This is a genomic window from Buttiauxella sp. (genome assembly GCF_049686335.1).
Taxonomy (GTDB): Bacteria; Pseudomonadota; Gammaproteobacteria; order Enterobacterales; family Enterobacteriaceae; genus Buttiauxella.
Genome location: NZ_JBAVHX010000029.1, coordinates 40288 through 65205, shown reverse-complemented (window position 1 = coordinate 65205; position 24918 = coordinate 40288). Strand labels below are relative to the sequence as shown.

General features: G+C 49.2%; 23 protein-coding genes and 1 pseudogene. 10 read left to right on the top strand and 14 right to left on the bottom strand.

Annotated elements, in window-relative coordinates:
- Window positions 1-8 precede the first annotated feature (8 nt).
- From WBL83_RS17810 to WBL83_RS17800, 3 genes are all read left to right on the top strand, one after another.
- Window positions 9-620 (top strand): YczE/YyaS/YitT family protein, encoded by a 612-nt coding sequence (locus WBL83_RS17810; protein WP_424590434.1) that lies wholly within the window; start codon window positions 9-11, stop codon window positions 618-620.
- 134 nt (window positions 621-754) lie between these two features.
- Window positions 755-1576 (top strand): GNAT family N-acetyltransferase, encoded by an 822-nt coding sequence (locus WBL83_RS17805; protein WP_424590385.1) that lies wholly within the window; start codon window positions 755-757, stop codon window positions 1574-1576.
- A 96-nt stretch (window positions 1577-1672) separates the two neighbouring features.
- Window positions 1673-2026 (top strand): DUF1428 domain-containing protein, encoded by a 354-nt coding sequence (locus tag WBL83_RS17800; RefSeq protein ID WP_324115293.1) that lies wholly within the window; start codon window positions 1673-1675, stop codon window positions 2024-2026.
- 320 nt (window positions 2027-2346) lie between these two features.
- On the opposite strand, the gene WBL83_RS17795 is transcribed toward WBL83_RS17800, so the two are convergent.
- Window positions 2347-3909 (bottom strand): EAL domain-containing protein, encoded by a 1563-nt coding sequence (locus tag WBL83_RS17795; RefSeq protein WP_424590384.1) that lies wholly within the window; start codon window positions 3907-3909, stop codon window positions 2347-2349.
- Window positions 3910-4051: 142 nt separating this feature from the next.
- On the opposite strand from WBL83_RS17795, the gene WBL83_RS17790 reads away from it, so the two are divergent.
- Window positions 4052-4774 carry a GntR family transcriptional regulator gene (locus WBL83_RS17790; RefSeq protein ID WP_424590383.1) on the top strand — a complete coding sequence of 241 codons (723 nt, stop codon included), beginning with the start codon at window positions 4052-4054 and terminating at the stop codon, window positions 4772-4774.
- Here WBL83_RS17790 and WBL83_RS17785 read toward each other — a convergent pair.
- Window positions 4762-5961, bottom strand: a complete 1200-nt coding sequence (locus WBL83_RS17785; protein WP_424590382.1) for an enolase C-terminal domain-like protein — start codon at window positions 5959-5961, stop codon at window positions 4762-4764. The two genes, WBL83_RS17790 and WBL83_RS17785, sit on opposite strands and share 13 nt — an antisense overlap.
- A 315-nt stretch (window positions 5962-6276) precedes the next feature.
- Between WBL83_RS17785 and WBL83_RS17780 the strand changes: the two genes are divergently transcribed.
- Window positions 6277-7647: a PTS transporter subunit EIIC gene (locus WBL83_RS17780; RefSeq protein ID WP_424590381.1), complete on the top strand. Its 1371-nt coding sequence runs from the start codon at window positions 6277-6279 to the stop codon at window positions 7645-7647.
- A 224-nt stretch (window positions 7648-7871) separates the two neighbouring features.
- Here the strand turns inward: WBL83_RS17780 and WBL83_RS17775 are convergent, their stop codons facing one another.
- From WBL83_RS17775 to WBL83_RS17760, 4 genes and pseudogenes are all read right to left on the bottom strand, one after another.
- Window positions 7872-8543 (bottom strand): methionine ABC transporter permease, encoded by a 672-nt coding sequence (locus WBL83_RS17775; protein WP_424590380.1) that lies wholly within the window; start codon window positions 8541-8543, stop codon window positions 7872-7874.
- A complete protein-coding gene (locus WBL83_RS17770; protein WP_424590379.1) occupies window positions 8528-9319 on the bottom strand; it encodes a methionine ABC transporter ATP-binding protein in 792 nt (263 codons plus the stop codon). The genes WBL83_RS17775 and WBL83_RS17770 overlap by 16 nt, the downstream gene beginning before the upstream one ends.
- Window positions 9316-10133 (bottom strand): annotated as a pseudogene (locus tag WBL83_RS17765) (MetQ/NlpA family ABC transporter substrate-binding protein). Before WBL83_RS17765 ends, WBL83_RS17770 begins: the two are co-directional and overlap by 4 nt.
- An 18-nt stretch (window positions 10134-10151) precedes the next feature.
- Window positions 10152-11189, bottom strand: a complete 1038-nt coding sequence (locus tag WBL83_RS17760; protein WP_424590378.1) for an isopenicillin N synthase family dioxygenase — start codon at window positions 11187-11189, stop codon at window positions 10152-10154.
- Between the two features lie 321 nt (window positions 11190-11510).
- On the opposite strand from WBL83_RS17760, the gene ykgO reads away from it, so the two are divergent.
- A complete protein-coding gene (ykgO, locus tag WBL83_RS17755) occupies window positions 11511-11651 on the top strand; it encodes a type B 50S ribosomal protein L36 (RefSeq protein WP_034458060.1) in 141 nt (46 codons plus the stop codon).
- A 40-nt stretch (window positions 11652-11691) separates the two neighbouring features.
- Here the strand turns inward: ykgO and WBL83_RS17750 are convergent, their stop codons facing one another.
- The 6 genes from WBL83_RS17750 to acrA all read right to left on the bottom strand — a co-directional run bounded on the left by WBL83_RS17750 (window position 11692) and on the right by acrA (window position 18560).
- Complete coding sequence (locus WBL83_RS17750; protein WP_424590377.1) at window positions 11692-12150, bottom strand: YlaC family protein; 459 nt, start codon at window positions 12148-12150, stop codon at window positions 11692-11694.
- 102 nt (window positions 12151-12252) lie between these two features.
- Window positions 12253-12819: a maltose O-acetyltransferase gene (gene maa, locus WBL83_RS17745; RefSeq protein ID WP_424590376.1), complete on the bottom strand. Its 567-nt coding sequence runs from the start codon at window positions 12817-12819 to the stop codon at window positions 12253-12255.
- Window positions 12820-13013: 194 nt separating this feature from the next.
- Window positions 13014-13232, bottom strand: a complete 219-nt coding sequence (locus WBL83_RS17740) for an HHA domain-containing protein (RefSeq protein ID WP_121265420.1) — start codon at window positions 13230-13232, stop codon at window positions 13014-13016.
- A gap of 29 nt (window positions 13233-13261) precedes the next feature.
- Window positions 13262-13636, bottom strand: coding sequence for an Hha toxicity modulator TomB (gene tomB / locus WBL83_RS17735; RefSeq protein ID WP_424590375.1), 375 nt, complete (start codon window positions 13634-13636; stop codon window positions 13262-13264).
- A 552-nt stretch (window positions 13637-14188) separates the two neighbouring features.
- Window positions 14189-17338: a multidrug efflux RND transporter permease subunit AcrB gene (acrB, locus tag WBL83_RS17730; RefSeq protein ID WP_424590374.1), complete on the bottom strand. Its 3150-nt coding sequence runs from the start codon at window positions 17336-17338 to the stop codon at window positions 14189-14191.
- A gap of 22 nt (window positions 17339-17360) precedes the next feature.
- Window positions 17361-18560: a multidrug efflux RND transporter periplasmic adaptor subunit AcrA gene (gene acrA, locus WBL83_RS17725; protein WP_424590373.1), complete on the bottom strand. Its 1200-nt coding sequence runs from the start codon at window positions 18558-18560 to the stop codon at window positions 17361-17363.
- Window positions 18561-18702: 142 nt separating this feature from the next.
- On the opposite strand from acrA, the gene acrR reads away from it, so the two are divergent.
- Together acrR and mscK are read left to right on the top strand one after the other, a co-directional pair.
- Window positions 18703-19344 (top strand): multidrug efflux transporter transcriptional repressor AcrR, encoded by a 642-nt coding sequence (gene acrR / locus WBL83_RS17720; protein WP_424590372.1) that lies wholly within the window; start codon window positions 18703-18705, stop codon window positions 19342-19344.
- 130 nt (window positions 19345-19474) lie between these two features.
- Window positions 19475-22825: a mechanosensitive channel MscK gene (gene mscK / locus WBL83_RS17715; RefSeq protein WP_424590371.1), complete on the top strand. Its 3351-nt coding sequence runs from the start codon at window positions 19475-19477 to the stop codon at window positions 22823-22825.
- Window positions 22826-22897: 72 nt separating this feature from the next.
- Here mscK and rsmS read toward each other — a convergent pair whose 3' ends face one another.
- Window positions 22898-23059 (bottom strand): pleiotropic regulatory protein RsmS, encoded by a 162-nt coding sequence (rsmS, locus tag WBL83_RS17710; RefSeq protein WP_424590370.1) that lies wholly within the window; start codon window positions 23057-23059, stop codon window positions 22898-22900.
- Between the two features lie 157 nt (window positions 23060-23216).
- Window positions 23217-23753: a primosomal replication protein PriC gene (priC, locus tag WBL83_RS17705; protein WP_424590369.1), complete on the bottom strand. Its 537-nt coding sequence runs from the start codon at window positions 23751-23753 to the stop codon at window positions 23217-23219.
- Between the two features lie 84 nt (window positions 23754-23837).
- On the opposite strand from priC, the gene WBL83_RS17700 reads away from it, so the two are divergent.
- Both WBL83_RS17700 and apt read left to right on the top strand, forming a co-directional pair.
- The gene (locus tag WBL83_RS17700) at window positions 23838-24215 is read left to right on the top strand and encodes a DUF454 family protein (RefSeq protein WP_424590368.1); all 378 of its coding nucleotides are present in this window, start codon (window positions 23838-23840) and stop codon (window positions 24213-24215) included.
- A 149-nt stretch (window positions 24216-24364) separates the two neighbouring features.
- On the top strand, window positions 24365-24916 hold the full coding sequence (gene apt, locus WBL83_RS17695; protein ID WP_034493753.1) for an adenine phosphoribosyltransferase: 552 nt from the start codon (window positions 24365-24367) through the stop codon (window positions 24914-24916).
- Window positions 24917-24918: the final 2 nt, after the last annotated feature.

The following is a 24918-nucleotide window of genomic DNA, read 5'->3' as shown; positions in this document are numbered from 1 at the left end:
AGAAAATGATCGCTCGTCGCTTGCTGCAACTGTATACCGGCCTGGTTTTGTATGGCGTTTCCACGGCGATGTTCGTGCGGGCCAATTTAGGCGCCGATCCCTGGAACGTGTTCCACCTCGGCGTGGCGCGGATCTTCTCTTTAAATATTGGCATGGTGATGATCCTGGTGGGCGCTCTGGTGCTGCTGCTGTGGATCCCGCTGCGTCAGAAACCGGGTCTTGGGACTGTCAGCAACGTGATTGTGTTGGGCCTTGCCGCAGACGGCGCACTAGCCTTAATGCCGCCGATTGAATCGCTGGTAATGCGCAGCATTTTGCTGTTGGCAGCTATTCTGGTGAATGCGATAGCGACAGGGATGTACATCGGCGCAGGTTTCGGCTCTGGCCCGCGTGATGGTTTGATGACCGGGATTAACGCGCGTACCGGCTGGTCAGTGCGCAGCGTACGCACGGCGATTGAGTTAACCGTGTTGCTGGCTGGTTGGTTGATGGGAGGCACATTTGGTGTGGGTACCGTGTTATATGCGCTGGCGATTGGCCCGATGATTCAACTCTGTTTGCCATGGTTTCGCATTCGCCCAACCCAGAAAACTCCGCAGGTAGAACCGACACATTCATAACCACTCCTTATTTCTGGAATGGCTACCGTGCCATGTGTCATGTTGTGCGATATTGAACAAAATACTCATGGCGTGCGGTTCTCACGCTATGTTTTATCACTGTAAGCAAAATCCCCTATTGGATGAGGTAACAGATGAACAGCACGGTCATCAGTCAGGCGGCGGCAAACTGGAATAGCTATCAGTTAGCAGAGATTTTATCCCACTGTTTTGAAGGGTATCTGGTTCCTTTCACCATTGATGGGGAGACGTTTGCCTCGCGTTTTGCCGCGGAAGATATGAGCCTCAATGACAGTCGCGTGTGGACGCAGGACGGCGAACCGAAAGCGCTGGCGATCATCAGCCGCCGTGGGCAAACCAGCCGTCTGGCAGCTTTCGCGATTCGCCCTGAATTACGCGGGCAAGGTTTCGGCAAACAGTTTATGCAGCAACTGATCGACGAGGCGCGTGCGCGGGGCGACCGTAACATGTGGCTGGAAGTCATTGTCGGCAACGACTCTGGTATTGCGTTGTATGAACGCATGGGCTTTGTGCGCCAGCAGACGTTAGTCGGATTTAATGCCGTCAGTTCCACGTTGTTTACACAAACCGGTGAGTTGCAGGAAATCGACCCGCTGGTGATGGCTAAAAAAATGATGACCGATACAGACTTGCGGTTGCCATGGCTGAGTGCGGCAGAAACCGGCTATAAATTACCGGGCAAAGCGTTTGTGTTAAATGATATGGCGTACGCCATGATAGCCACGGCTCCTCAAGGGTTCAGAGTGCGCATGCTCTATGTTGACCCCGCGGCTCGGGGTCAGGGGCTGGCGAAAAAATTGCTGACGCTGCTGCGTGAGCGTTTTGGTGGGCTGTATACCGCAACAGCTATTCCCGAGCCCCTTGCGCCGGTGTTCTTAAGTAGCGGCTACCGTCAGGATCCCGTTACGCAATATGAAATGTTGCTCAAACTCTGAACAGGCGGCATTCATTCTTAACGACTAAACTTATCATTTGTAATCATCACGGGTGGAAAACATCTACCCGTCTTCCCCACACTGTGGAGGTTTACAATGCCTTATGTTGATGGTTTCGTTGTTGCTGTACCGGCAGCAAATAAGGACGCGTATAAGCAGATGGCCGCCAAAGCAGCACCGCTGTTCAAAGAATTTGGTGCGGTACGCGTAGTGGAATGTTGGGCTGACGATGTGCCCGATGGCAAGCTCACTGATTTTCGTATGGCGGTGAAAGCCGAAGAGAGCGAGGAAGTGGTTTTCAGCTGGATTGAATATCCGTCTAAAGAAGTGCGTGATGAAGCGAATGCCAAGATGATGTCTGACCCACGGATGAAAGAGTTTGGCGAGTCGATGCCATTCGATGGCAAACGCATGATTTATGGTGGCTTTGCACCAATTCTCGACGAGTAAAAATCGGCGGATGACGCTCACGCTGACTGCTCTCAAGCACGGGATTAGCGCAGCGTCATCTACCCGGTTAAAACCGCTAAATCTGCAACTCGCGCAACAATCCGCACTGACCGTTCTGCCATTACTTAGCGTGGCATGAATGCCCTGTTCTGTTTTCGACTGCGATTCCAGGCATTGATTAAACAGTAGTTCCACACCCATAGTATTAAGCCGATGCTGAAGACGGCTGCTGACTTCCGCGGGCATCAGCTCGGTCAGTGCACCGGCGTGGTCCTCTTCCGCGTGGTTGATAATATAGTGGCTGGCGCGTCTCAGATGCGTTACATCGCTCGGGCGGTATAGTTTGCCACCCATTCGATGAACTTATCTTTTGGCAGGGCTTTGCTGAATAGCCAGCCCTGACCGTACTGCACACCTTTGGTCCGCAGCCACGTGGCCTGCACGGGCGTTTCGATTCCCTCGGCGACCATTAAAATCCCCAACGCATTGGCCATTTCAATGATATGCGGAGTGATATTTTTATATCCAATCGCGTCAACAAATGACTTATCTATTTTAAGGATATCGACATCAAGATCCTGCAAATAGCTCAGGCTTGAATAACCGGTACCAAAATCATCAATATAAATGGCATGTCCTGCCTGGCGATATTGCGCAATAATTGGTGCGGTCACTTTCGGATCTGCAAAACCACGTTCAGTAATTTCAAAAGCTATTTGACCCGCTTGTACGGAATAACGTGCTAAATATGGACTGATGACTTCCAGGATATGTAAGCTGCGGATATCACGGATACCTAAATTAACTGAAATATGATAGTCAGGATGTTGGTGGAGCCACTCGCCCAGCTCGATGAAAATAAGATCAATAACCTGCTCAGTTAATTGCGTGATCAGGCCTGAATGTTCTGCCAGCGGAATAAAAACATCCGGAGTCAGCATAGTGCCGTCTTGCTGTTGCCAGCGGATTAATGCCTCAGCACCGACACTCTCACCGCTTTCAAGATGCACGATGGGTTGGTAGACCACACTAAGTTCATTGTTTTTAATCGCATCCATTAACCGATTACGTGGCGATAATAGCTGACGTAAAACCCGCGTTAAGAACCATCCTGTGGCCAGACTAATAATTAATCCCACAGGTAACCAAATATACAGTTGCTGATACCAGGCGACGGTGAGCGGTGCCACTGACGCCCAGGCAATCATGGCGAGGCCAAGATTATTGTCCCGACGAATAACATAGATATTATTATCGCTTTGAAATTCATCTACGCCCTGGGCCAGCGGCTTGCGCCAGTCATCAGACACATAATGGCTATTTGTCGCGATAACTTCATTTTTGTGCAGTCCCACCATCACAATATTGAGCGTATAAGACCCAAAAGGCAGCACATCAATTAATGACATCGGGTCGATTAAAGCAAGATGCGGCGGTTTGCCGATAAAAATCATCTTACGTTTAAAACCCGGCATCGGTGGGGTGGCATACCACGCGCTAAAGCCTTGCTCACCGACGCGATCGGGAGGGCCTAAATTTTCATTGTAATTCAAAGACTCCAGCGAACTGCACAGTATGTGGTTATCTTTTTCATACATCATTTCTTGCACATTACGATACTCAAGAGCCGTGCGGTGCATGGCTTCAGCGTGTGCATGAGAGCAGTTTCCGTCTCTAAAACGGTTAATATCGTCAACGGCAGAAATAGCTTCGTTGATGACCTGACCGGTACGCATCAACGCGTGGTCGGCAAATTCTTTCAGTTCATTATGAAAAACTTGTTCAGCCTTGCGATGAGCAAGATAAATGCTTAACAAAATGGGAAGCAAAACAGCCAAAATAAGGATGCCGCTGACCAGACTGATGAGTTTTCGGGATGTCATTCTTTTAGACCCCGTTAATTAAATAGTTTTTATAATGGTTTTACATAGAAGAGGTTAGTCTATCTCACATGAATGAGGGATGTTATGTTTTCATGCAAAGTGGGCATGGAATGTTTAGACGCGTGTAACGGGTGAACATGTAATGAAGAAAAAAGAGTTTGTCATCCAGGATTTGTTAAGCAAAATTTACCAGCATAATGATTCCCAACGACGCAAATTACCTCCGGAGCGTCAGCTTGCAGCAGAATATGACGTTTCGCGTTTTACGATCCGCAAAGCTCTGGAAAGGCTGGTGAGTATTGGGGTGATTGAAATTATTCAGGGGTCGGGAATATGGATTAATACACAAGCCCGTAATAACCCGTTGGTCTATAACTCCATTACCGAGAAACGTTTTGATCAGATGGCTTTTCGTATGATCAATTTACATAAAAAGTTACCCAATCGCGAAGAGCAACAAGTCTTTGGTGTGGGTGAAAATGAGTACATCTGGCAGTTTTGCCGCCTGCGATATGTGGACAATCAAAAGGTACAAATAGAGATTTCACGCCTGCCGGTGCAGGATTTCCCCGACCTTAATCAGCAAGTGATTGAACGCTCCATTCAACAATATGTACTCAGTAAAGGATTTCGAATTTCGCACCTGTTAACCAGTTATCAGGCGGTTTCGATCAGTAAGGAGCAGGCCGCATTACTGGAGTGTAAAAAAGGGATCCCGGCGATGCATATCATCAACCGCGGGATCCTCGAAGGGGGGCGGGTATTTGAAATCAGCGAAATCGTCGATATCAATTATTCCTGCACTTATGTCATCCCCTATAACCATGACAATTTGGCTTATCGCCAGGGCACTCAGGGAGTATGAATGGCCCCGTTGGGTAAGCGGCTTTGCGTCCACTCATGTAGACGATATTCCACGGGGAAGGTTTCCGCTTTTTGCTGGTCGAAGCCCACACCAATACCCGGTTTTTCAATCGGATAGATATAACCTTGTTCTGCAACTGGCGCGCCAGGGAACACCGATTCGGTGTTCGGCTTATTCGGGATAAATTCCTGAATTGCCGCATTGTGCAGATGAATATTCAGATGGGTGTTCACCGCCACGCCAATAGGGGTCATGTCAGACGGGCCATGCCAGGCCAGACGTACGCCAAATGCCTGGCAAAGCACGGCGAGTTTGAGCGCAGGCGTTATTCCACCAATTTGTGAAACGTGGCAGCGGATAAAATCGATGCGTCGATTCACAATTAAGTCATGCCATTCAGCGGGGTTATTAAACAGTTCCCCCATTGCCAGTGGAACCGAAGAGTGCGCGCGCACTTGTTCTAACCATGCACTTTGTTGCGGCGGCAGAATATCTTCGATAAACCATGGCTGATAAGGTTCGAGCGCTTTTGCCAGTTGCACCGCTTGCTGTGGGAATAAACGTTCATGCACATCATGAAGAATGTGGAACTGATTACCGTACTTCTCGCGCAGCGCCTTGAACATCGCTACGGTATTCGCCATGTATTCATCCTGATCGTAATACGCACCAGGAGTTGGCGATTTTGTTGCATGCAAGCCTTGCGGCGTGCCGCCGTAAAAACCTAACTGGCAGCGAATATAGCGATACCCTTGTGCCAGCAACTTGTCGACTTCCAGGTACAACCCTTCCAGCGATTCACTGGCGGCGTGACTGTAAGCGGCGATTGCATCTTTCGACTTCCCACCCAGCAGTTGATACAGCGGCATATCTGCCAGTTGGCCTTTAATATCCCACAGAGCCATATCAACACCGGCAATCGCGTTGTTGATTACAGGGCCGTTGCGCCAGTAAGCGTTGACCGTCATCATTTGCCACAGGTCTTCGATATTGTTGGCATCACGCCCGATAAGCAGTGGTTTCAGGTACTCGTCAACCATCGCTTTAACGGCCAGCGGGCGCTGCTGGAAAGTGGCGCAACCGTGGCCAGTCACGCCTTTATCGGTGGTGACACGCACCGTGACCAGATTGTGGCGGTCAGGACGCGTAATGAAACATTCGATATTTTCAATAATGGTTGGTTTCACAAAATTACTCCACACCCTGGAATTAGTTAGGGCAGTTCATGGGCGGTGACTTATTAATTGTCGGCATCTGCTAATTACTATCACCTTATTTTTATGTGCGGGTAAATCATTTTTTTTAGCTATTTTTATTGGTCAGGAAAAATGACCGGGTAAACCTAAAAAGCGTACCAATTTGCTTCTTTTACGGGTTAAAGGGCTTTTGTATAGGCTAAATGTGATGTTGTTCAAAGTTTATTGGTTTGTTTTCGTGTTTGTGATTCCCTACCATCACTGGCATACAACACATAACAATAAGCATTTTTTTGGGAGTGACTGATGGGGAATCGTGATGCCATTAATAATATTATTCACCTGATTGGTGGTGCGGATAATATTAGTAAAGCCTGGCACTGTATGACGCGCTTGCGCTTCTCTCTGATTGACGAGAATAAAATTGATCAGTCTGAGATTAAAAAAATCCCCGGTGTTTTAGGGGCGCAAATCCAGAGCGATCAATTCCAGATTATTATTGGCCCGCAGGTCAACAGTTGGTATGAACAGCTGACCACCGTGCTGGGTTCCACTCCTGAACAAACCGCGCCCGCCCAGCAAAAGAAAGCACGTAAAAGCCTGGTATCGATGTTTATGGATACGGTTTCCGGCGTGTTTGGACCGATAGTGCCCGCAATTGCCGGTGCCGGGATGATCAAAGGTCTTCTGGCGGGGCTGATTGCGCTGAAAATGGTGTCAGCAAAAAGCGATACGGTGATCGTTATCGATTTGATTGCGAGCGGTGTGTTTTACTTTTTGCCATTTTTCCTTGCCATCTCTGCCGCCCGTATCTTCAAGACCAATGAGTATCTGGCCGCTGCGGTTGCCGCCTGCTTAATGTATCCCTCGCTGATTGAAGCGGCGAAGGCGCTGGCCTCTCATTCTCCTGATGCCGTTGATGCGTTCTATTTCCTCAACGTTGTGCCTGTTTCGGTATTTAACTACGCCTCAAGCGTTATCCCGGTTATTTTCTCGGTTCTGGCATTAAGCTACATCCATCGATGGGTGGATAAAATCATGCCGGATATCCTGAAAACCGTGTTTACTCCAACGCTCACTCTGTTTATTGCCGCACTGGTTGCGCTGGTGGTGATTGGGCCGCTGGGTATCTATCTGGGCAAAGCACTGGCGTGGTTTATCGAAGGTTTGTTTGGTGTGTCAGCGAGTTTTGCAGGTCTGGTGGTTGGGGCGATTCGCCCGGTGGCTATTCTGACCGGCATGCATCACGCGATGACGCCAATCGCGCTGCAAAACTTTACCGACCGTGGTTACGACATGCTGATGCCAATGATGTTTATGGCCAATATGGCGATTGCCGGTTCCACTTTTGCTATCTGGAAACAGAGCACATCACGTGAAGAGCGTGCGGTGGTGTTGCCTGCGGCGATTTCGGCTCTGCTGGGGATTACGGAACCTGCGCTGTTTGGTGTTCTGACGCGCTATAAGAAAGCGTTTATTGCCGCCACGGTAGCCAGTTCTCTCGCATCAGCCTTCATTGCCTTCTTCGGTGTGCGTCTGTATGGCTATATTTTATCAAGCATTTTCAGCCTGCCGGCTTATATTGGTCCGTACTTTATCTTTGCAGTGATGGGCGTGGCAATGGCATTAGGATTGTCGTTTACGCTGACCACGTTGCTGGTGCGCGAGAAAGCCTGAAAAACTGGCGGATGACGCTTGCGCTTATCCGCCCTACGAAAAGATTTGTCATTAGTCTTAAAGCTCTGGCTATACAGAAGGGTAATGAACGGATTTTGTAGGGGGGATAAGCGTTAGCGTCATCCACCATTTGCGCCAGTTTTGTCGGATGACGCGGCGCTTATCCGACCTACGAAAGATTGTGGGGGTTGTGGGTCGGATAAGCGCAAGCGTCATCCGACACGTTAACGCCGGTGCGCGAGTCGGCGCACCAGACGGTCTCCAGCACTTTGTACCAGCTGCACCATCACCACCAGAATCACCACGGTGCCAATCATCACCTGGTCATTAAAACGCTGATAACCATAGCGAATCGCCAAATCCCCCAGGCCACCCCCGCCAATTACGCCAGCCATCGAAGAAAACCCAATCAGCATCACAACGGTGAGTGTGATACCGGCCAGCAACGCGGGCAACGCTTCGGGTAACAGCACTTTGCCGATGATGTGCCAGACATTGCCGCCCATCGATAAGATGGCTTCGATACGGCCTTTATCGACCTCATCTAAGGCGTTTTCCACCACTCGTGCAAAGAACGGAAATGCACCAATCGTGATGGGAACCACCGCCGCGGTACTGCCTAACGTGGTGCCAATGATAATGCGGGTGAATGGAATTAAGGCAATCAACAGCACTATAAACGGCAGCGAACGCCCGACATTCACCACACTGCCGATAATCTGATTGAAAGCCGGTGCAGGCAGCACGCCGTCGCGACGGGTGAGAAACAACAATACCCCGAGTGGTAAACCGATAATCACGGTAAATCCAGCGGCAAGCCCGACCATATAAAGTGTATCGAGCGTGCCATCAAGCAGTAATGGCCACAAATCTTCCCAGGCTAAGCGACTTCGCATAACGCTCTCCCTGACACGCCGATCCGGCGTAAAAATGCTTGTTCTGCGGCATCGCCTGGTAATAGCGCCTGGCGCAGACGAGAGTAGGGGGTAGCCAGCAATTCAGCTAACGAACCGCTTTCAACCAGCTTGCCGTTTTCCAGTAATGCCGCGTGATCGCAAACCGCCTTCACCACTTCCAGTTGATGGGTAATCAGCACAATCGTGACGCCCAGCTTAAGGTTGATATCCATCAGCAACGCCAGCACCGAGGCGGTGGTTTCGCTGTCTAATGCGCTGGTGGCTTCGTCGCAAAGCAAAACATCAGGATGCGCGGCCAGCGCCCGGGCGATACCGACGCGTTGCTTTTGCCCACCAGAAAGTTGCGAGGGGAAAGCCTGGGCTTTATCACTAAGGCCGACTAGTTCGAGCAGCTCTGCGATGCGTTTTTGGCGCACCTCACGCGGTAGACCGGCGATTTCCAGCGGCACTGCAATATTGTCCGCCACATTGCGGGCATGGATCAGATTGAAGTGCTGGAACACCATGCCGGTACGCTGGCGATGGGCGCGTAATTCACGTTTACCGAGCGTGGTGATATCCATGCCATTCATCAGAATGCGACCCGACGAGGGCCGCTCCAGTAAGTTTAGGCAGCGAATCAAGGTACTTTTCCCCGCGCCACTGCGCCCGAGAATGCCGTAGATTGCGCCATCCGGCACAGTTAGCGAAACATCGTCCAGTGCCGGTTGGCCTGCTCCGGCGTACACTTTGCTCAGCCGCTCGAGGGAAATCATGATTGCGGATTGGCGACCGGGATCACTGAGCCGTTGAATTGCTGACGAATAAATTCAGCTACCTGCGGCGATTGCAGATCTTTCGCCAGTTCTTTGATGCGCGGATCGTTCGCCAGATTTGGATTGGTCACCAGAATGTTGGCGTACGGGTTATGCGTGGCACTTTCCAGCCCCAGCGCATCTTTCGCCGGCGTTAATCCCGCTTCCAGCGCGTAATTGCCATTGATGACGGCCAGATCAACATCATCCAGTGAGCGCGGCAGTTGTGGCGCTTCGATCTCCACGATCTTCAGCTTCTTAGGATTACTGGCGATATCACGCGGCGTGGCCTGATTCACTGACGCATCCTTAAACTCTGATTTCAATGTGATGAGTCCCTTGTCCTGCAAAAGGTAGAGTGCGCGACTCAAGTTGGTGACGTTGTTCGGCAGGGCAATGGTGGCGTTTTCCGGAACTGACTTCAGGTCTTTATATTTGTGGGAATAAATACCTAACGGCTCGATATGCACGGTCGCGGCGACGGTGAATTTTTTGCCCAGCGCTTTTTCCTGGTCACGCAAATAAGGGACGTGCTGGAAATAGTTAGCATCGACATCGCCGTTCGCCAGCAATTCGTTGGCATTCACGCCGTTACTCAACTCAACCACTTTACCACTTTGAGCTTTAAATTAGGATCGAGCTTTTGCACGAAAGCGAGGATCTCTGCATGCGGTACTGCGTCCGCGGCAATGCGCAGCGTTTCGGCTGCGTGAGCGCTAAAAGCCAGAGTCAAAGACAGCGCGATCCCTGCCAGTTTAAAAGAGGCATTTTTCATGGTGTTTTCCTTTAGTGTTTAAGCGATGAGTTCAGTGCTGTTACGCAAGACATCCGGGTAATAACGTTCCGCCACGTCGGGATGCGAACGTAGGCGACCTTTTAGATAATTCCATCCAACATCACGCAGCAACGGGTTGCGCGGGTCACTTTCAGGCCCATGAGCATGTTGTGCGAGTTCCGGTGGCAATGTATAAACCGGTACCACTGCGTCTAACTGAGCGCCGAGGAAAAAGGCAATCGACTGTCGTTCCTGACCCGGCGGTGGGGAGACAACACGATGGACCGTCGCCCGTAAATACCCATTGGTCGCCAGCTCCAGCAATTCACCGATATTCACCACAAAACTGCCAGGCAGAGGGGCGGCGTCTGTCCAGTTATCTGGCGAGACTTCGACCTGTAAGCCCTGCTGTTGGTCTTGTAACAGGAAGCTCAGGAAGCCTGAATCTTTATGGGCGCCGACACCCTGATTGCCATCCGTTGCGGGCTTTCCTGGATAACGAATCAGCTTGATGTGCTCGTTGGGTTTGTTGCCATACAGATTATCGAAACTGTTCGCCGGGAGTGCTAACGCCTGGGCAAAAGTACGCAGCAGCTTCAATGCGACAGCCGTCATTTCACGCTGAAATTGCAACAGGGTAGGTTTAAGAGTGGGTAACGATTCTGGCCACAAGTTTGGACCTTGTAATCGCTGCCAACCGTGTTGCGCGTCGGTGACCGTCAGTGCCGGACGCTCAGCGCCAATATCAAACTGTTCACGCCAGTCAGGTTTGCCGCGGGTTAATTCGCTGGCAGCGCGGTTGTAACCACGAAAATGGGGGGAGTGGATCATCGCCACTTTTTGTTTTTCTTCTTCGGGCAAAGAGAAAAATTGTTGTGCTTCACGCTGAACGGCCTGTTGCAGTTCAGAACTCACACCATGATTAATCAGGTAGAAAAAACCGATGTCACGAGCGGCATGGCGTAGTTGCTGAAGAAATGCCGTGCGATCGGTGGCTGTGCCGTTAAGGGCTAAAAGATCGAGTATTGGCAAGGCCTGGGTCGTTGTTTTGCTCATGGTGAACTCCGCGTAAGACGAATGTTTTTCCGACGAATGCTGATTTTTTGGCGCAACAACAACGACAACGCTGGTTCATGATGTATCCCTTTTTGGATGATGTGGTGTTCGTGGAAATAACATAGCTGCAAGGATCTGGCGCCGCCCAATATTGTTATCTTCTAAGTTATGGCGTGAGCGGGTTCTAAGCATTTGCAGAATTCAGCAATGCAAAAAATGGAGTTGCATTCTTTTCGTTCACCATTTAATGTTATGTTATAACATAACGAAGGCAATGGCAGATAACAACCATCATCGACTTTTGCTTAAGGGGCTAAATTAATGCAGGTTCTGAATTCATTACGCAGTGCAAAGCAGCGCCATCCGGATTGCCAGATTGTGAAACGCAAAGGGCGGCTTTATGTGATTTGCAAAAGTAATCCGCGATTTAAAGCGGTGCAGGGCGGGAAGAAGCGACGTTAAGACAAGGGGCAATCGCCCCTTTCTTTACTACCCGGGAAGGTTACGAACGCCCGAGTGAGAAGATATCGTAAAAAGAGAGTTCGCCTTTCGTGGCAACCATTTTATGCAGTAGAGATTTATGTTGTTCGTCAACACCAGGGGAATGCAGAATTTTTTCTATCAATGTCGGCGGGACATTGCGCGTGTTGTACCACTCGCCGTTGTAGCAAACACGCAAATCAAGCACATCGATATCGTCGTAGCGATAGCGCGGATTAACATCAAAAAAGAAGAAGCCATTCAGTAGCGCAAACAGCACGACCAGCAGCCAGACTGAGCCCGCCAAAGTATCCGACTCCAGCATCACCCACAATGTGGCAAACCAGCCTATCCACATACCGATAAATAATCCCGGATGTTTGCGGATGAAGCTGATGCTAAAACGCGGACGGTTGTCGCGTTTTTCGTCGGCATTGAGTTGCTCGATAGTATCGGTGAGCAGGCGCTGAATTTCGGTCATGATGAGCCTTCTGAACGGAAACGCTACAGGCAGAGAACTGTTATTCTAAGAAGCCCTGAGAGGGTAAAAAAGTAACAGTTATGCCAAAAAAAACCATAACAGTTACGGACTGACGCCTGGAACCATTTTAATCACGCGCGCCGGGTTACCTGCCACCACCGAGTTGGCGGGAATATCTTTCGTGACCACCGAGCCTGAGCCAATCACCACGTTATCGCCGATAGTGACACCGGGATTGATCACCGCGCGTCCACCAATCCAGACGTTATCGCCAATCGTCACCGGTTTGCCAAACTCAACGCCACTGTTGCGTGTTTCTGCATCCAGCGGATGGGTCGCGGTATAGATATGCACACCTGGCGCTAGCATACAGTTGTCGCCAATGTGAACCGGGCAAACATCGAGGATCACGCAGTCAAAATTGGCGTAGAAGTTTTTGCCGAGAAAAATATTGAAACCATAATCACAGCGAAACGATGGCTCGATATACGCATTGAGACTTTGCCCGAGAAGCTGTTCCAGCAATTCTGCGCGAACGGCTTTTTCATCGGGCCCAGTATGATTAAAGCGATGAATCAGGTGGCGAGCTTTGATGCGGTCATCATGAAGTTCTGGACAACCAGGGCGATAGAGCTCGCCCGCAATCATTTTCTGTTTTTCTTCACTCATAGCGATGCCTCTAATAAATAGACAGAACAGGCGTTACCGTAAGCGATTAGTTTGTTATTAATGAAAGCGTTGTTTCTTTTTGTGATTTTAATCACACAGTTAATGTGGTGTTCAATAATCACACAGAATGAACAGAGACCGACATATGCAGGAGCATTCGGTTTAAGCATTATCTTAATAACATTAACGAGGTATTAACGGATAAATTTCCATACAGAAGGTGGTATTTTATCGTAAAGCTTATTCATAGTCAGTTCAGCGAGTCGATGGTCAGCTGCTGAATAAAATACCGCCAATTCATTATCTGATAATTCGTATTTATTCTTTTCAATTACGCGTTCTAAAGTATCAATTGTTTGGCAGCGTCGCAGACGCATCAAATAATCTGTCTTGGTTAATGGTTTAGTTGTCATGAAATCACCTTATACATCTTGTAATATTTTTAAAAGGAGAGACTTACAGGGTTAGCGCGGCTCTCTGAGACGAAACATCGGAATAATCGATTCCCTGACTTACGCCATTTTTGCAAGTCATGTGCGTTGATGCCGTAGTTGCTGAATAGCATAAAGGTATCGTCCAAATATTCGTCAATTTGTTCAATCAATTTACTCTCATCATCGTACTTAATTTTGTAATTAAGTGCGAAGGCAGCTATGTGCTCAATCAATTCATTCAACTGCAAGTTAATGGCCGAAGTAGGATCATTAACCCAACCATGATTACTCTCGCCAAGGTTGGTCAGGCAGTCATGATACAGGTTTTCGCAGAGAAATTTAAGCTGCGCAATATCATGCCGTTTTGGTGAGTATTCGTCCATAATGCAGCCCCTTTTATCGAAGAAATTTGATAAACACAACGCGATGGGGTGGACACACCTGGATGAGGTGGGGATCTATAACAACGATTATTCCATATACATTTACTATAAATCAATTCGCGGTAGATTTCCTTTCACTATTACGAAAAATTACATTTGTTGCCAGGCCGCTTAGGGTAAAGCAATGTTTATAAAGACATTCACGCTTTTTCAAAGCAACGTCTCATGAAATATCTTAAATGGACGTTTAAGAAAGCAGCTTTTGTTTCAAAAGGTTAAGTGACTGTTGCTGGGATGGTGGGTGAACATTCATAAATAAATAACTGTTTAGGAATGTTCCTGATAAATAAGTATGAATCTGGACTTACAAACTCACCAGCCAGATAGAGAAATATTTTGTCATGATATTCGTCAGTGACTGGCTCTCAGTCGCAACATTTTGAAACCTTTCGTGGGCAAAGTAAGCCGCTTTCGATATTTAATATCATGACAAATTGAGTGGTCAGATATAAAAAAGGCCGCTTGCGCGGCCTTGTATTTGCAGTCTATAGCTTACTTGTGATGCTCAACCGGGTGAGCATGCTCGAGGTCTTCACTCTTACGGCTGAAGCGACGGCGTACTACCACGAAGAACACAGGTACGAAGAAGATAGCCAGGACAGTTGCAGTCACCATCCCGCCCATTACACCTGTACCTACGGCGTTCTGCGCACCGGAGCCCGCACCGGAGCTGATTACCAATGGCATTACCCCGAGGATAAACGCCAGGGATGTCATCAGAATCGGACGCAGACGCATACGAACAGCTTCAAGCGTAGCTTCAATCAAGCCTTTACCTTCTTTATCCATCAGGTCTTTGGCGAATTCTACGATAAGTATCGCGTTCTTCGCCGACAAGCCAATGGTTGTCAGCAGGCCTACCTGGAAGTACACGTCGTTAGTCAGACCACGTAAGGTTGCGGCAAGTAACGCCCCCACAACACCCAGTGGAACAACCAGCATAACCGAGAATGGAATCGACCAGCTCTCGTACAATGCAGCCAGACACAGGAATACCACAATCAGGGAAATCGCATACAGGGCAGGGGCCTGGTTACCAGACAAACGTTCCTGATATGACATACCCGTCCAGTCGTAGCCGATACCGGTTGGCAGTTTGCCAGCCAGTTCCTGCATCAGATCCATCGCTTCACCGGTACTTTTACCCGGAGCAGCCTGACCCAGGATTTCCATGGAAGGCAAGCCGTTGTAACGTTCCAGACGTGGTGAACCATATTCCCAATGCGCAGTAGAGAACGAAGAGAATGGCACCATCTGGCCGCTAGCACCACGCACATACCAGCTGTTGATATCGCTTGGCAGCATACGGAATGGCGCATCAGCCATCAGGTAAACTTTCTTCACACGACCACGGTCGATGAAGTCGTTCACGTAGCTACCACCCCATGCAGCACCCAGTGTGGTGTTGATGTCGCTGATAGAAACACCCAGTGCCTGCGCTTTTTCCTGGTCGATATCGACTTTAAACTGCGGCGTATCTTCCAGACCGTTTGGACGCACACCTACTAACAGGTCAGGGTGTTTAGCGATTTCACCAAACAACTGGTTACGCGCCTGAGTCAGTTTTTCGTGTCCAAGGTTCGCCTGGTCAATCAACTGGAAGTCGAAGCCCGTTGCGGTACCCAGTTCCACGATAGCTGGCAGGTTAAATGCGAATACGATGGCATCCTGGATTTTAGAGAATTCGGCACTGGCGCGACCTGCAATCGCCGGTACTTTGTTCTCTTCACCTGGACGATCACTCCAGTCTTTCAAGGATACGAATGCCAGACCGGTGTTCTGCCCCTGGCCTGAGAAACCAAAGCCGTTAACGGTAAATACCGACTCAACGTTGGCTTTCTCTTTATCGAGGTAGTACTTGGTCACGTCATCAAGAACGGCTTGTGTACGTTCTTGTGTCGCACCCGCAGGCAACTGAGCCATGGTCAGGAACACACCCTGGTCTTCATCTGGCAAGAAGGAGCTTGGCAGACGAACGAACAGGAAGGCCATACCCACCACAATCAGCAGATACAACAGCAAGTAACGACCGGTGCTACGCAAGATGTTACCGACGCTGTCGGTATAGTGATGCGTGCTCTTATCGAACATGTTGTTAAACCAGCCGAAGAAGCCTTTCTTCTCGTGGTGTTCGCCTTTAGCAATTGGCTTGAGCAAGGTGGCGCACAGTGCTGGAGTCAGGATCATTGCCACCAGAACAGAAAGCACCATTGCCGAAACGATGGTAATTGAGAACTGACGATAGATTGCCCCTGTAGAACCGCCGAAGAATGCCATCGGTATAAATACCGCTGACAGTACCATCGCGATCCCGACCAGAGCGCCCTGAATCTGCTCCATCGATTTGCGTGTGGCCTCTTTCGGTGGCAATCCTTCTTCCACCATCACACGCTCAACGTTCTCTACTACCACGATGGCATCATCAACCAACAGGCCTATCGCAAGCACCATCCCGAACATCGTTAGGGTATTTATCGAATAGCCAAAGATGGCAAGGATAGCGAACGTCCCTAGCAGTACCACCGGCACAGCAATCGTTGGAATCAATGTGGCGCGGAAGTTCTGCAAGAACAGATACATTACCAGGAACACCAGCACGATGGCTTCAACGAGGGTTTTTACTACCTCTTTGATAGAGATTTTAACGAACGGCGTGGTGTCATATGGATAAACCACTTTCAGACCCGCCGGGAAGAACGGTTGCAGTTTTTCAACGGTGGCACGTACCGCATTGGCTGTATCCAGGGCGTTAGCACCGGTGGCCAGTTTGATACCTAAACCAGACGCTGGTTGACCGTTGAAACGTGCGACAACGTTATAGTTCTCGCCGCCCAACTCAACTTTTGCCACATCTTTAAGCAGAACACGTGAGCCATCTTGATTCACTTTCAGCAGAATTTTGCTGAACTCATCGGCAGATTTCAAACGGGTCTGAGCAATGATTGAGGCGTTAAGTTGCTGGCCTTTAACCGGTGGAGTCCCACCTAACTGACCTGCTGCTACCTGGGCGTTCTGCGCTTTAATAGCATTGATAATATCAACCGGCGTGAGCTGGTAGTTGTTCAGTTTGTTCGGATCCATCCAGATACGCATCGCGTACTGAGCACCAAACAGCTGAACATCACCGACACCACGAGTACGGCTGATAGGGTCTTTAATGGTTGCGCCAACATAGTCCGAAATATCTTCCTGAGACATGGAGCCGTCGGTGTTGATCATACCGAGAACCATCAGGAAGCTACTGGAGGACTTCTCAACGCTAACACCTTGCTGCTGTACTTCTTGAGGAAGCAGTGGCATCGCAAGTTGCAGTTTGTTCTGAACCTGAACCTGGGCGATATCCGCGTCAGTACCAGAGTCAAAGGTAATGGTGATGGTTACAGAACCAGAAGAATCACTGGAAGAGGACATGTACAGCAGGTTGTCGATGCCGTTCATGTTCTGTTCGATAACCTGCGTCACGGTATCCTGTACCGTTTTTGCATCCGCACCTGGATAGTTAGCTGAGATCGAAATTGCTGGTGGCGCAATGGTTGGATATTGCGCGATTGGCAATTTCATGATCGCAAGCCCGCCCGCCAACATAATAATGATGGCGATTACCCAGGCAAAAATCGGGCGATCGATAAAAAACTTAGCCATGTCTTAACGTCTCCTGTTTAAGTTAAGACTTCGTTTGTTCAGTCTGTGCGCCAGCGGCTGCTTGATTCTGGCCTTTATCATCTGCCGCTACTTCCTGCGCTTTCACCTGAACACCGGGTTTAACTTTTTGTAAACCGGTCACAATAACGCGATCGCCATCCTTCAACCCATCGGTTACCAGCCATTTATCGCCGATAGCCTGTGTTGCTGTGATATTACGGACTTCAACTTTGTCATCTTTGCCAATCACCATTGCAGATGCGTCACCACGCGGTGTACGAGTCACACCTTGCTGTGGCACTAACAGTGCGTTTGGATTGGTCCCTTCTTCCAACTTAGCGCGGACAAACATGCCTGGAAGCAGTGTTTTGTCTGGGTTCGGGAAGATGGCACGCAGAGTGATTGAGCCGGTGCTCTGGTCAACTGTCACATCAGAAAACTCTAAAGAACCTTCTTGCGGGAACTCGATACCGTCGTTTGTGACTAACTTAACTTTCGCTTTGCCGTTTTCTTGTTTCAGTTTGCCGTCAGCCAACTCTTGCTTAAGACGCATGAAATCGTTGCTGGATTGGGTCACATCCACATAAATCGGGTCGAGCTGTTGGACGGTCGACATTGCAGTTGCCTGACCGCTGGTCACCAGCGCACCTTCTGTAACAGCAGATTTACCAATACGACCGCTAATAGGAGAGGTCACTTTGGTATAAGCCAGGTTAATGCGAGCCGATTCAACCGCCGCTTTAGCTGCAACGACAGAAGCATTTGCCTGTTGAGAATCGGCAAGTGCAGTGTCGTAGTCTTGTTGACTGATGTACTTAGTACCCAAAAGTTTCTGATAACGCTTCAGGGTCAGCTGTGCAATGTTGGCACTTGCTTGCGCTTTTGCGAGGTCACCCTTGGCGCTGTCATAGGCAGCCTGGTAAGTCGCGGGATCGATTTGGTACAGTGAAACGCCTGCTTTAATTTCACTACCTTCTTCAAAGTTGCGTTTCAGAATGATGCCACTAACCTGCGGGCGAACTTCTGCAATACGATAAGCACTGGTACGGCCCGGAAGCTCAGTAGTTATCTGCAAAGGAGCACTTTTCAGTGTGACGACACCCACTTGTGGGGTATGCGGCGCACTCTGTTGTGCTTCTTTGTCATTACATCCTGTAAGCACTAAGCTGCCTGAAAGCATCAGAACGGCCGCCAGAGGCGTAAACCCTCTGTTTTTGTTCATATGTAAACCTCGAGTGTCCGATTTCAAAGTTGTTCAATGGATCAAATGTCCACAAACCCATTGCTGCGTTTATATTATCGTCGTGCTATGGTACATACATTCACAAATGTATGTAAATCTAACCACCTAACTTTCCCCACTTATGGCACGAAAAACCAAACAACAAGCGCTTGAAACTCGCCAGCATCTTCTGGATGTGGCAATCCGCTTGTTTTCTCAGCAAGGTGTGTCCTCAACTTCGCTGGCAGATATTGCTAAAGCAGCGGGTGTCACCCGTGGTGCAATCTATTGGCATTTCAAAAATAAGTCGGATTTATTTAATGAAATCTGGGAGCTAACTGAATCCAGTATTGGTGATTTAGAGACTGAGTATCAGGCAAAATTTCCTGACGATCCACTTTCTGTTGTCAGAGAGTTACTAATTTACATATTACAAGCAACTGTCACCGAAGAACGTCGTCGTTTAATGACAGAAATCATCTTCCATAAGTGTGAATTTGTTGGAGAACTTGCGGTATTGCAACAGGCCAGGCGCAAACTTCATCTCGAAGGAAACGAAAGAATTGAGAGCAGTTTGCAGCGTTGTATTGATGCAGAAATGTTACCAAAGGATCTGCGTATCCCGGTAGCGGTTATTCTGATGCGCAGTTATATCACTGGCCTCATCGAAAATTGGCTGGTTGCACCAGATAGCTTTGATCTCCACGGCCAGGCAGAAGACTACATCGCTATTTTGATAGAAATGTTTCAGACCTGCCCAACCCTGCGAAATACTCCACACTAAAAATATGCTTATCAGGGCAATTCCGCAGCGAGTTGACCAAGGATTTTTTGACAAGACGTGCTAATCTGAGCGCTCGTATTTCGTCTTTAACTCGCCATCCTTTCGGCCTGTTCTCAAACACTGTCAAACTATGCCGCAACTCTTGTCTTCAATCTATTCACGTCGCATATCTGCACGGTTTTTATTTATCGCGTTTATTAGCCTGCTTTTCATGCTGGCGCAGCCCGTTTGGGCGAAAAATAATAATAGCGATCTCCCGACTCGCGATGAAATTCAAAACCAGCTGACCACGCTTAATAAGCAAAAGACGCTGTCACCTAATGACAAACTTACGCAACAAGATCTCAATGAAACGCTTGAGGTTTTGGACAAAATAGACCGGGTCAAGGATGAAGCGGCAAAACTCCATCAGCAGGTCAGTGAAGCGCCCAAAACGCTGCGCAAAGCAACGGATGCATTAAACGAACTTAAAAATCAGCGAGATAACCAGGCCAACGAAGAGGCCGAAATCGAAGCGTTGAGTTTACGTCAGCTTGAATCTCGTCTGAATGATTTGATGACGGAATTACAGAATTCCCAAAGCGATTTAGCCACCTGGAATAGCCAGTTGATTTCGCTGCAAACGCAGCCAGAGCGCGTACAGAATGCGATGATGGCCGCGTCAGCACAGCTCGAGACGATTCGTAATCGCCTGAATGGTGTCACACCGGGTGCTGCTGAATTACGTCCAGGCCAGCAAACCTTACTACTCGCGCAACAAGCGTTACTGAATGCGCAGTTGGATCAGCAACGCGACAGCCTGAAAGGCAACACGCTGCTGCAAGATACACTGCAAAAACAACGTGATTACACCAATGCTCATATCAACCAGATGGAACACACGCTGCAACTGTTGCAAAAGGCAGTCAGCAGCAAGCGTCTGACGCTGACCCAGCAGACTGCGCAGGAAGCCATCGACTCCGAAGACACGGGTAAAATTCAGCAAAACCCGTTGGTGAAACAAGAACTGGATATCAACCACCAGTTAAGCCAACGTTTGATTGACGCCACCCAGCGCGCCAATGAGATGGTGCCGCCGAGCATCCGCATCAAAAACACGCTGGATCGCGCACTGCAATCTGAACGCAATTTGAAAGAACAAATCGCGGTGCTGAAAGGCAGCTTGCTGTTGTCGCGCATTCTCTATCAGCAGCAACAGCAGAACCTGCCCTCTGCGGAAGACACCGAAGACCTGACCAATCGTATTGCGGATATTCGCCTCGAGCAGTTTGATGTCAACCAGCAGCGTGATGCGTTATTCCAGCCTGACGAATTAGTGGCGAAGATAGAAGAAGGGCACGCCGCTGAGGTCACGCCTGATGTTCATGATGCGTTGTCGCAGATTCTGGATACTCGCCGCGAATTACTCGACCAGTTGAACAAGCAGCTCGGCATGCAACTCATGCTGGCAATCAACCTGCAGAATAATAAGCAGCAACTGCAAAACGTGACCAAATCTCTCGACCAAATTCTTACCGAGCAGATTTTCTGGGTCACCAGTAACAAACCGATGGACTGGGACTGGCTGAAATCGTTGCCTTCTTCGTTACGCGATCAGTTTAAAAACGCGCGTATCAATTTTAAGGGGCCGGAAAGCTCGCTTAAAATCCTCGCTATTCTATTGCTGATGATCCCGGCATTGCTGCTGGCGGGAGTGATTCGCTGGCGCTTTAAAGCTATTGATCGCTACCTGGAAAAGCAGGCCAGTCGGGTTGGACAACTGCGTAACGACAGTCAAATGCTGACACCGAAAGCCATCGCGTTGACCCTGGTGAAAGTGTTGCCTGGAGCATTGATTATCTATTCCATCGGCTTAGCGTTTGCCGGAATAGATATGAATATCAGCGAATCGATGCTGGCGTTTTGTAAACAGCTTTCCCTGTTCTGGATTGTTTTTGGCCTGACCTACAAAGTGCTGTCGAACGACGGCGTCGCCGTGCGCCACTTTAATATGCCGCCGCAACTGTGTAGCCATTATCGCCGTCAACTGGTGCGCATTGGTTTTGCGCTGTTGCCGCTACTGTTCTGGTCGGTATTAGGCGAGCGTTCACCGCTTCACCTGGTGGAAGATGCGTTTGGTCAGTTGCTGATATTTTTCAATCTGTTACTCATCACCGCCTTCGTGTTTCCGATGTGCCGTGACAACTGGCGCAACAAGAATAACCATACTATGCAGCTCTTTACCGTCACGGTGATGGGCGTGGTGCCGGCGGTATTAATTGTGCTGACGGCGATGGGCTATTTCTATACGACCTTGCGCCTCGCGGGCCGTTGGATTGAAACCATCTATCTGGTGCTTATCTGGAACCTGGTTTACCAAACCGTACTGCGTGGCTTGAGTGTGACCGCGCGTCGTATGGCCTATCGTCGCGCTGTGTTGCGCCGCGAAAACCTGGTGAAAGAGGGGGCTGAAGGTGGCGAGCCGGTGGAAGAGCCTCCGTTGGCACTTGATCAAATCAACCAACAAACCATGCGTCTGGCCATCATTGCGCTGTTCGCGTTGTTTGCCATCTTCTTCTACACCATTTGGTCAGATTTGTTTGGCGTATTCGGTTATCTCGATAGCATCCAGTTATGGAGTTATAACGGCACCGAAGCGGGCGCCGCAGTGGTGAAAAACGTCACCATGGGCAGTTTGTTATTTGCCGTGATCGCCTTCGCCATCGCCTGGGTGCTGATTCGCAACTTACCGGGTTTACTGGAAGTGCTGGTGCTTTCACGCCTGCAAATGCGTCAGGGTGCTTCATATGCCATCACCACCATTCTGAACTACGTGATTATTGCCGTCGGTGCGATGACTATCTTTGGCTCGCTCGGCGTCTCGTGGGATAAATTGCAATGGTTGGCGGCCGCATTATCGGTCGGCCTCGGGTTCGGTTTACAGGAGATTTTCGGTAACTTTGTGTCCGGTCTGATTATTCTGTTCGAACGTCCGGTACGTATCGGCGATACGGTAACAATCGGTACTTTCTCGGGCAGTGTCAGCAAGATCCGTATTCGTGCTACTACGATTACGGACTTCGATCGTAAAGAAGTGATCATCCCGAACAAAGCGTTTGTGACCGAACGACTGATCAACTGGTCGCTGACCGACACCATCACGCGCGTGGTTATCCGCCTCGGTGTTGCGTACGGATCCGATCTGGATAAAGTGCGTGAAATCTTACTGAAAGCCGCGCATGAACATCCGAAAGTGATGCACGATCCGGAGCCGACGGTGTTCTTCACCACCTTCGGGCCGAGTACTTTGGATCATGAATTGCGTTTGTACGTCCGTGAACTGCGCGATCGCAGCTATACCGTTGATGAGCTGAACCGGACCATTGATCGTCTGTGTCGCGAAAATGACATTAATATCGCCTTCAACCAACTCGAAGTTCATCTACGTAATGATAAAGGGGATGAATTGACTGAAGTGAAACGCGATAACAATGGTAAATGAGATGCTGTGCCGGATGACGCTGCGCTTATCCGGCCTACGGTAAAGCTTTTGGAGGGTGGATAAGCGTCAGCGTCATCCACCGTTTTCTTTTTGTTCTTCCCGCTTACGCAAAAAGTCCTGACGGACAATCTCTAACGCAGCCAGCGCGGTTTCCGTCGGGATTTGATGTTCTTCCAGTAGCATGATCAAATCGACAGCCAGTTTCACTTCATCCGGTGCATTTTCCAGCGACATAGCGTTACTCTCGTTAATCTTTATTTAGATGAATATCCGCAAAATATTTCGAGTTGTGGGTAGGCGGCAAGGGAGCAAATCCCAGGAGCTTACTTGAGTAAGTGACTGGGGTTTGTGAGTGTAGCCACTGCCCTCACAGCTTGAAGGATGATGGGGATTAGCTTAGCCCACGCTCTCGCCTTTCGATGCCACGTTCAATTCGCACAATAGCCTGACGGCAGCGTTGCAGGCGACCTTCAAGGGCGGACAGCTCTTTTTGCAGTTTCTGTTGTCCGGCAAGCGTAGTTTGGATAGACAACTGGCTTTCACGATCGCTGATCATACTTTGAAGGCGGCGTTCATAATCCTGATGCGTAGAGAGCTTCTCATACAGATTTTCCACAACCGGCGGCTGGGGATCGTTTTTCCGCATCTGCAAAGTGGCAAGTTCTCGCTGCAAAGCAGCAAGCTGTGCCACCAGTTTTTCGGCAAGATACGCCACTTGATCCGCTTTACCGACTTTCACGCTAAGCTGTAATTGCGCGAGATTGGCCTGAACTTCGGTCAGATAATCTTTTAATTGCGTGCTGTGAGTGGAAAACAGTTTACGATCGAAGCGTGCTTGCGAAGCACGTTGCAACGAAACAGGTGCAATGGCCTCCGCGAGTTCCGCGACGCGAACATCCAAAGCTTGTAACAGCGCAGCGGTTTTCACAAAATGACTCTCCAGTGTTGCACATGTTTAAGTGCCAGGTCATACCCAGGCTATTTCAGGATGGGTATTTTGACGGAATAAAAAATGAAACGGACTATTTTAATCATCATTGGCTGGCTGGCGGTAGTCCTTGCGACGCTGGGAGTGGTGTTACCGTTACTTCCCACCACCCCATTTTTACTTCTGGCGGCCTGGTGTTTTGCACGTTCCTCGCCACGCTTTCACCACTGGCTACTCTATCGTTCATGGTTTGGCAGTTATATCCGCCACTGGCAGCAACATCGAGCTTTGCCACCCGGCGCTAAACCCAGAGCATTGATTTTCATTGTTTTAACTTTTTCGGTGTCCCTTTATCTCGTCAACATTCTGTGGGTCAGGCTACTATTATTGTTGATGATGTGTGCATTACTGTTCTTTATGTGGCGGATGCCGGTAATTGACGAAAAGCAACAAAAGGCATAAAGCGCATTTGCGACAGTTGCAATTGTTGTTTGCAGACAGTAAATTCGACCGCTTTCGAGCACGGTATGATTGATTAATGAATCACCAATGGGGTGTTTATTAATCAAATACGTGCTTTGTTAGAACCACGTTTTTAGCAGGCATTAATTATGACCGCGACTGCGCAGCAGCTTGAATATCTGAAAAACAGCATTAAAAGCATTCCAGACTACCCGAAGCCTGGGATCCTATTCCGTGACGTTACCAGCTTGCTTGAAGATCCGAAAGCCTACGCCACCAGCATCGAATTATTAGTTTCACGCTTTAAAGATGCCGGCATCACCAAAGTGGTGGGCACTGAAGCGCGCGGTTTTTTATTCGGTGCACCGGTTGCGCTGGAATTAGGTGTTGGCTTTGTGCCTGTGCGTAAGCCTGGCAAACTGCCACGCGAAACTATCGCTGAGAACTACGAGCTGGAATACGGTACCGATCAACTGGAAATCCACGTTGATGCTATCCAGCCAGGCGACAAAGTACTGGTAGTGGACGATTTGCTGGCCACCGGTGGCACCATTGAAGCGACCGTGAAACTTATCCGCCGTCTGGGTGGGGAAGTGACTGATGCCGCATTTATCATCAATCTGTTTGATATTGGTGGTGAGCAGCGTCTGGAAAAAATGGGCGTGAAAAGTTACAGCCTCGTCCTTTTCCCTGGTCACTAAGT

Coding starts and splice junctions, on each gene's coding strand:
- WBL83_RS17805 (WP_424590385.1), top strand. CDS start 755: ATGAACAGCACGGTCATCAGTCAGGCGGCGGCAAACTGGAATAGCTAT.
- WBL83_RS17800 (WP_324115293.1), top strand. CDS start 1,673: ATGCCTTATGTTGATGGTTTCGTTGTTGCTGTACCGGCAGCAAATAAG.
- WBL83_RS17795 (WP_424590384.1), bottom strand. CDS start 3,909: ATGACATCCCGAAAACTCATCAGTCTGGTCAGCGGCATCCTTATTTTG.
- WBL83_RS17790 (WP_424590383.1), top strand. CDS start 4,052: ATGAAGAAAAAAGAGTTTGTCATCCAGGATTTGTTAAGCAAAATTTAC.
- WBL83_RS17780 (WP_424590381.1), top strand. CDS start 6,277: ATGGGGAATCGTGATGCCATTAATAATATTATTCACCTGATTGGTGGT.
- WBL83_RS17775 (WP_424590380.1), bottom strand. CDS start 8,543: ATGCGAAGTCGCTTAGCCTGGGAAGATTTGTGGCCATTACTGCTTGAT.
- WBL83_RS17770 (WP_424590379.1), bottom strand. CDS start 9,319: ATGATTTCCCTCGAGCGGCTGAGCAAAGTGTACGCCGGAGCAGGCCAA.
- WBL83_RS17760 (WP_424590378.1), bottom strand. CDS start 11,189: ATGAGCAAAACAACGACCCAGGCCTTGCCAATACTCGATCTTTTAGCC.
- ykgO (WP_034458060.1), top strand. CDS start 11,511: ATGCAGGTTCTGAATTCATTACGCAGTGCAAAGCAGCGCCATCCGGAT.
- WBL83_RS17750 (WP_424590377.1), bottom strand. CDS start 12,150: ATGACCGAAATTCAGCGCCTGCTCACCGATACTATCGAGCAACTCAAT.
- maa (WP_424590376.1), bottom strand. CDS start 12,819: ATGAGTGAAGAAAAACAGAAAATGATTGCGGGCGAGCTCTATCGCCCT.
- WBL83_RS17740 (WP_121265420.1), bottom strand. CDS start 13,232: ATGACAACTAAACCATTAACCAAGACAGATTATTTGATGCGTCTGCGA.
- tomB (WP_424590375.1), bottom strand. CDS start 13,636: ATGGACGAATACTCACCAAAACGGCATGATATTGCGCAGCTTAAATTT.
- acrB (WP_424590374.1), bottom strand. CDS start 17,338: ATGGCTAAGTTTTTTATCGATCGCCCGATTTTTGCCTGGGTAATCGCC.
- acrA (WP_424590373.1), bottom strand. CDS start 18,560: ATGAACAAAAACAGAGGGTTTACGCCTCTGGCGGCCGTTCTGATGCTT.
- acrR (WP_424590372.1), top strand. CDS start 18,703: ATGGCACGAAAAACCAAACAACAAGCGCTTGAAACTCGCCAGCATCTT.
- mscK (WP_424590371.1), top strand. CDS start 19,475: ATGCCGCAACTCTTGTCTTCAATCTATTCACGTCGCATATCTGCACGG.
- rsmS (WP_424590370.1), bottom strand. CDS start 23,059: ATGTCGCTGGAAAATGCACCGGATGAAGTGAAACTGGCTGTCGATTTG.
- WBL83_RS17700 (WP_424590368.1), top strand. CDS start 23,838: ATGAAACGGACTATTTTAATCATCATTGGCTGGCTGGCGGTAGTCCTT.
- apt (WP_034493753.1), top strand. CDS start 24,365: ATGACCGCGACTGCGCAGCAGCTTGAATATCTGAAAAACAGCATTAAA.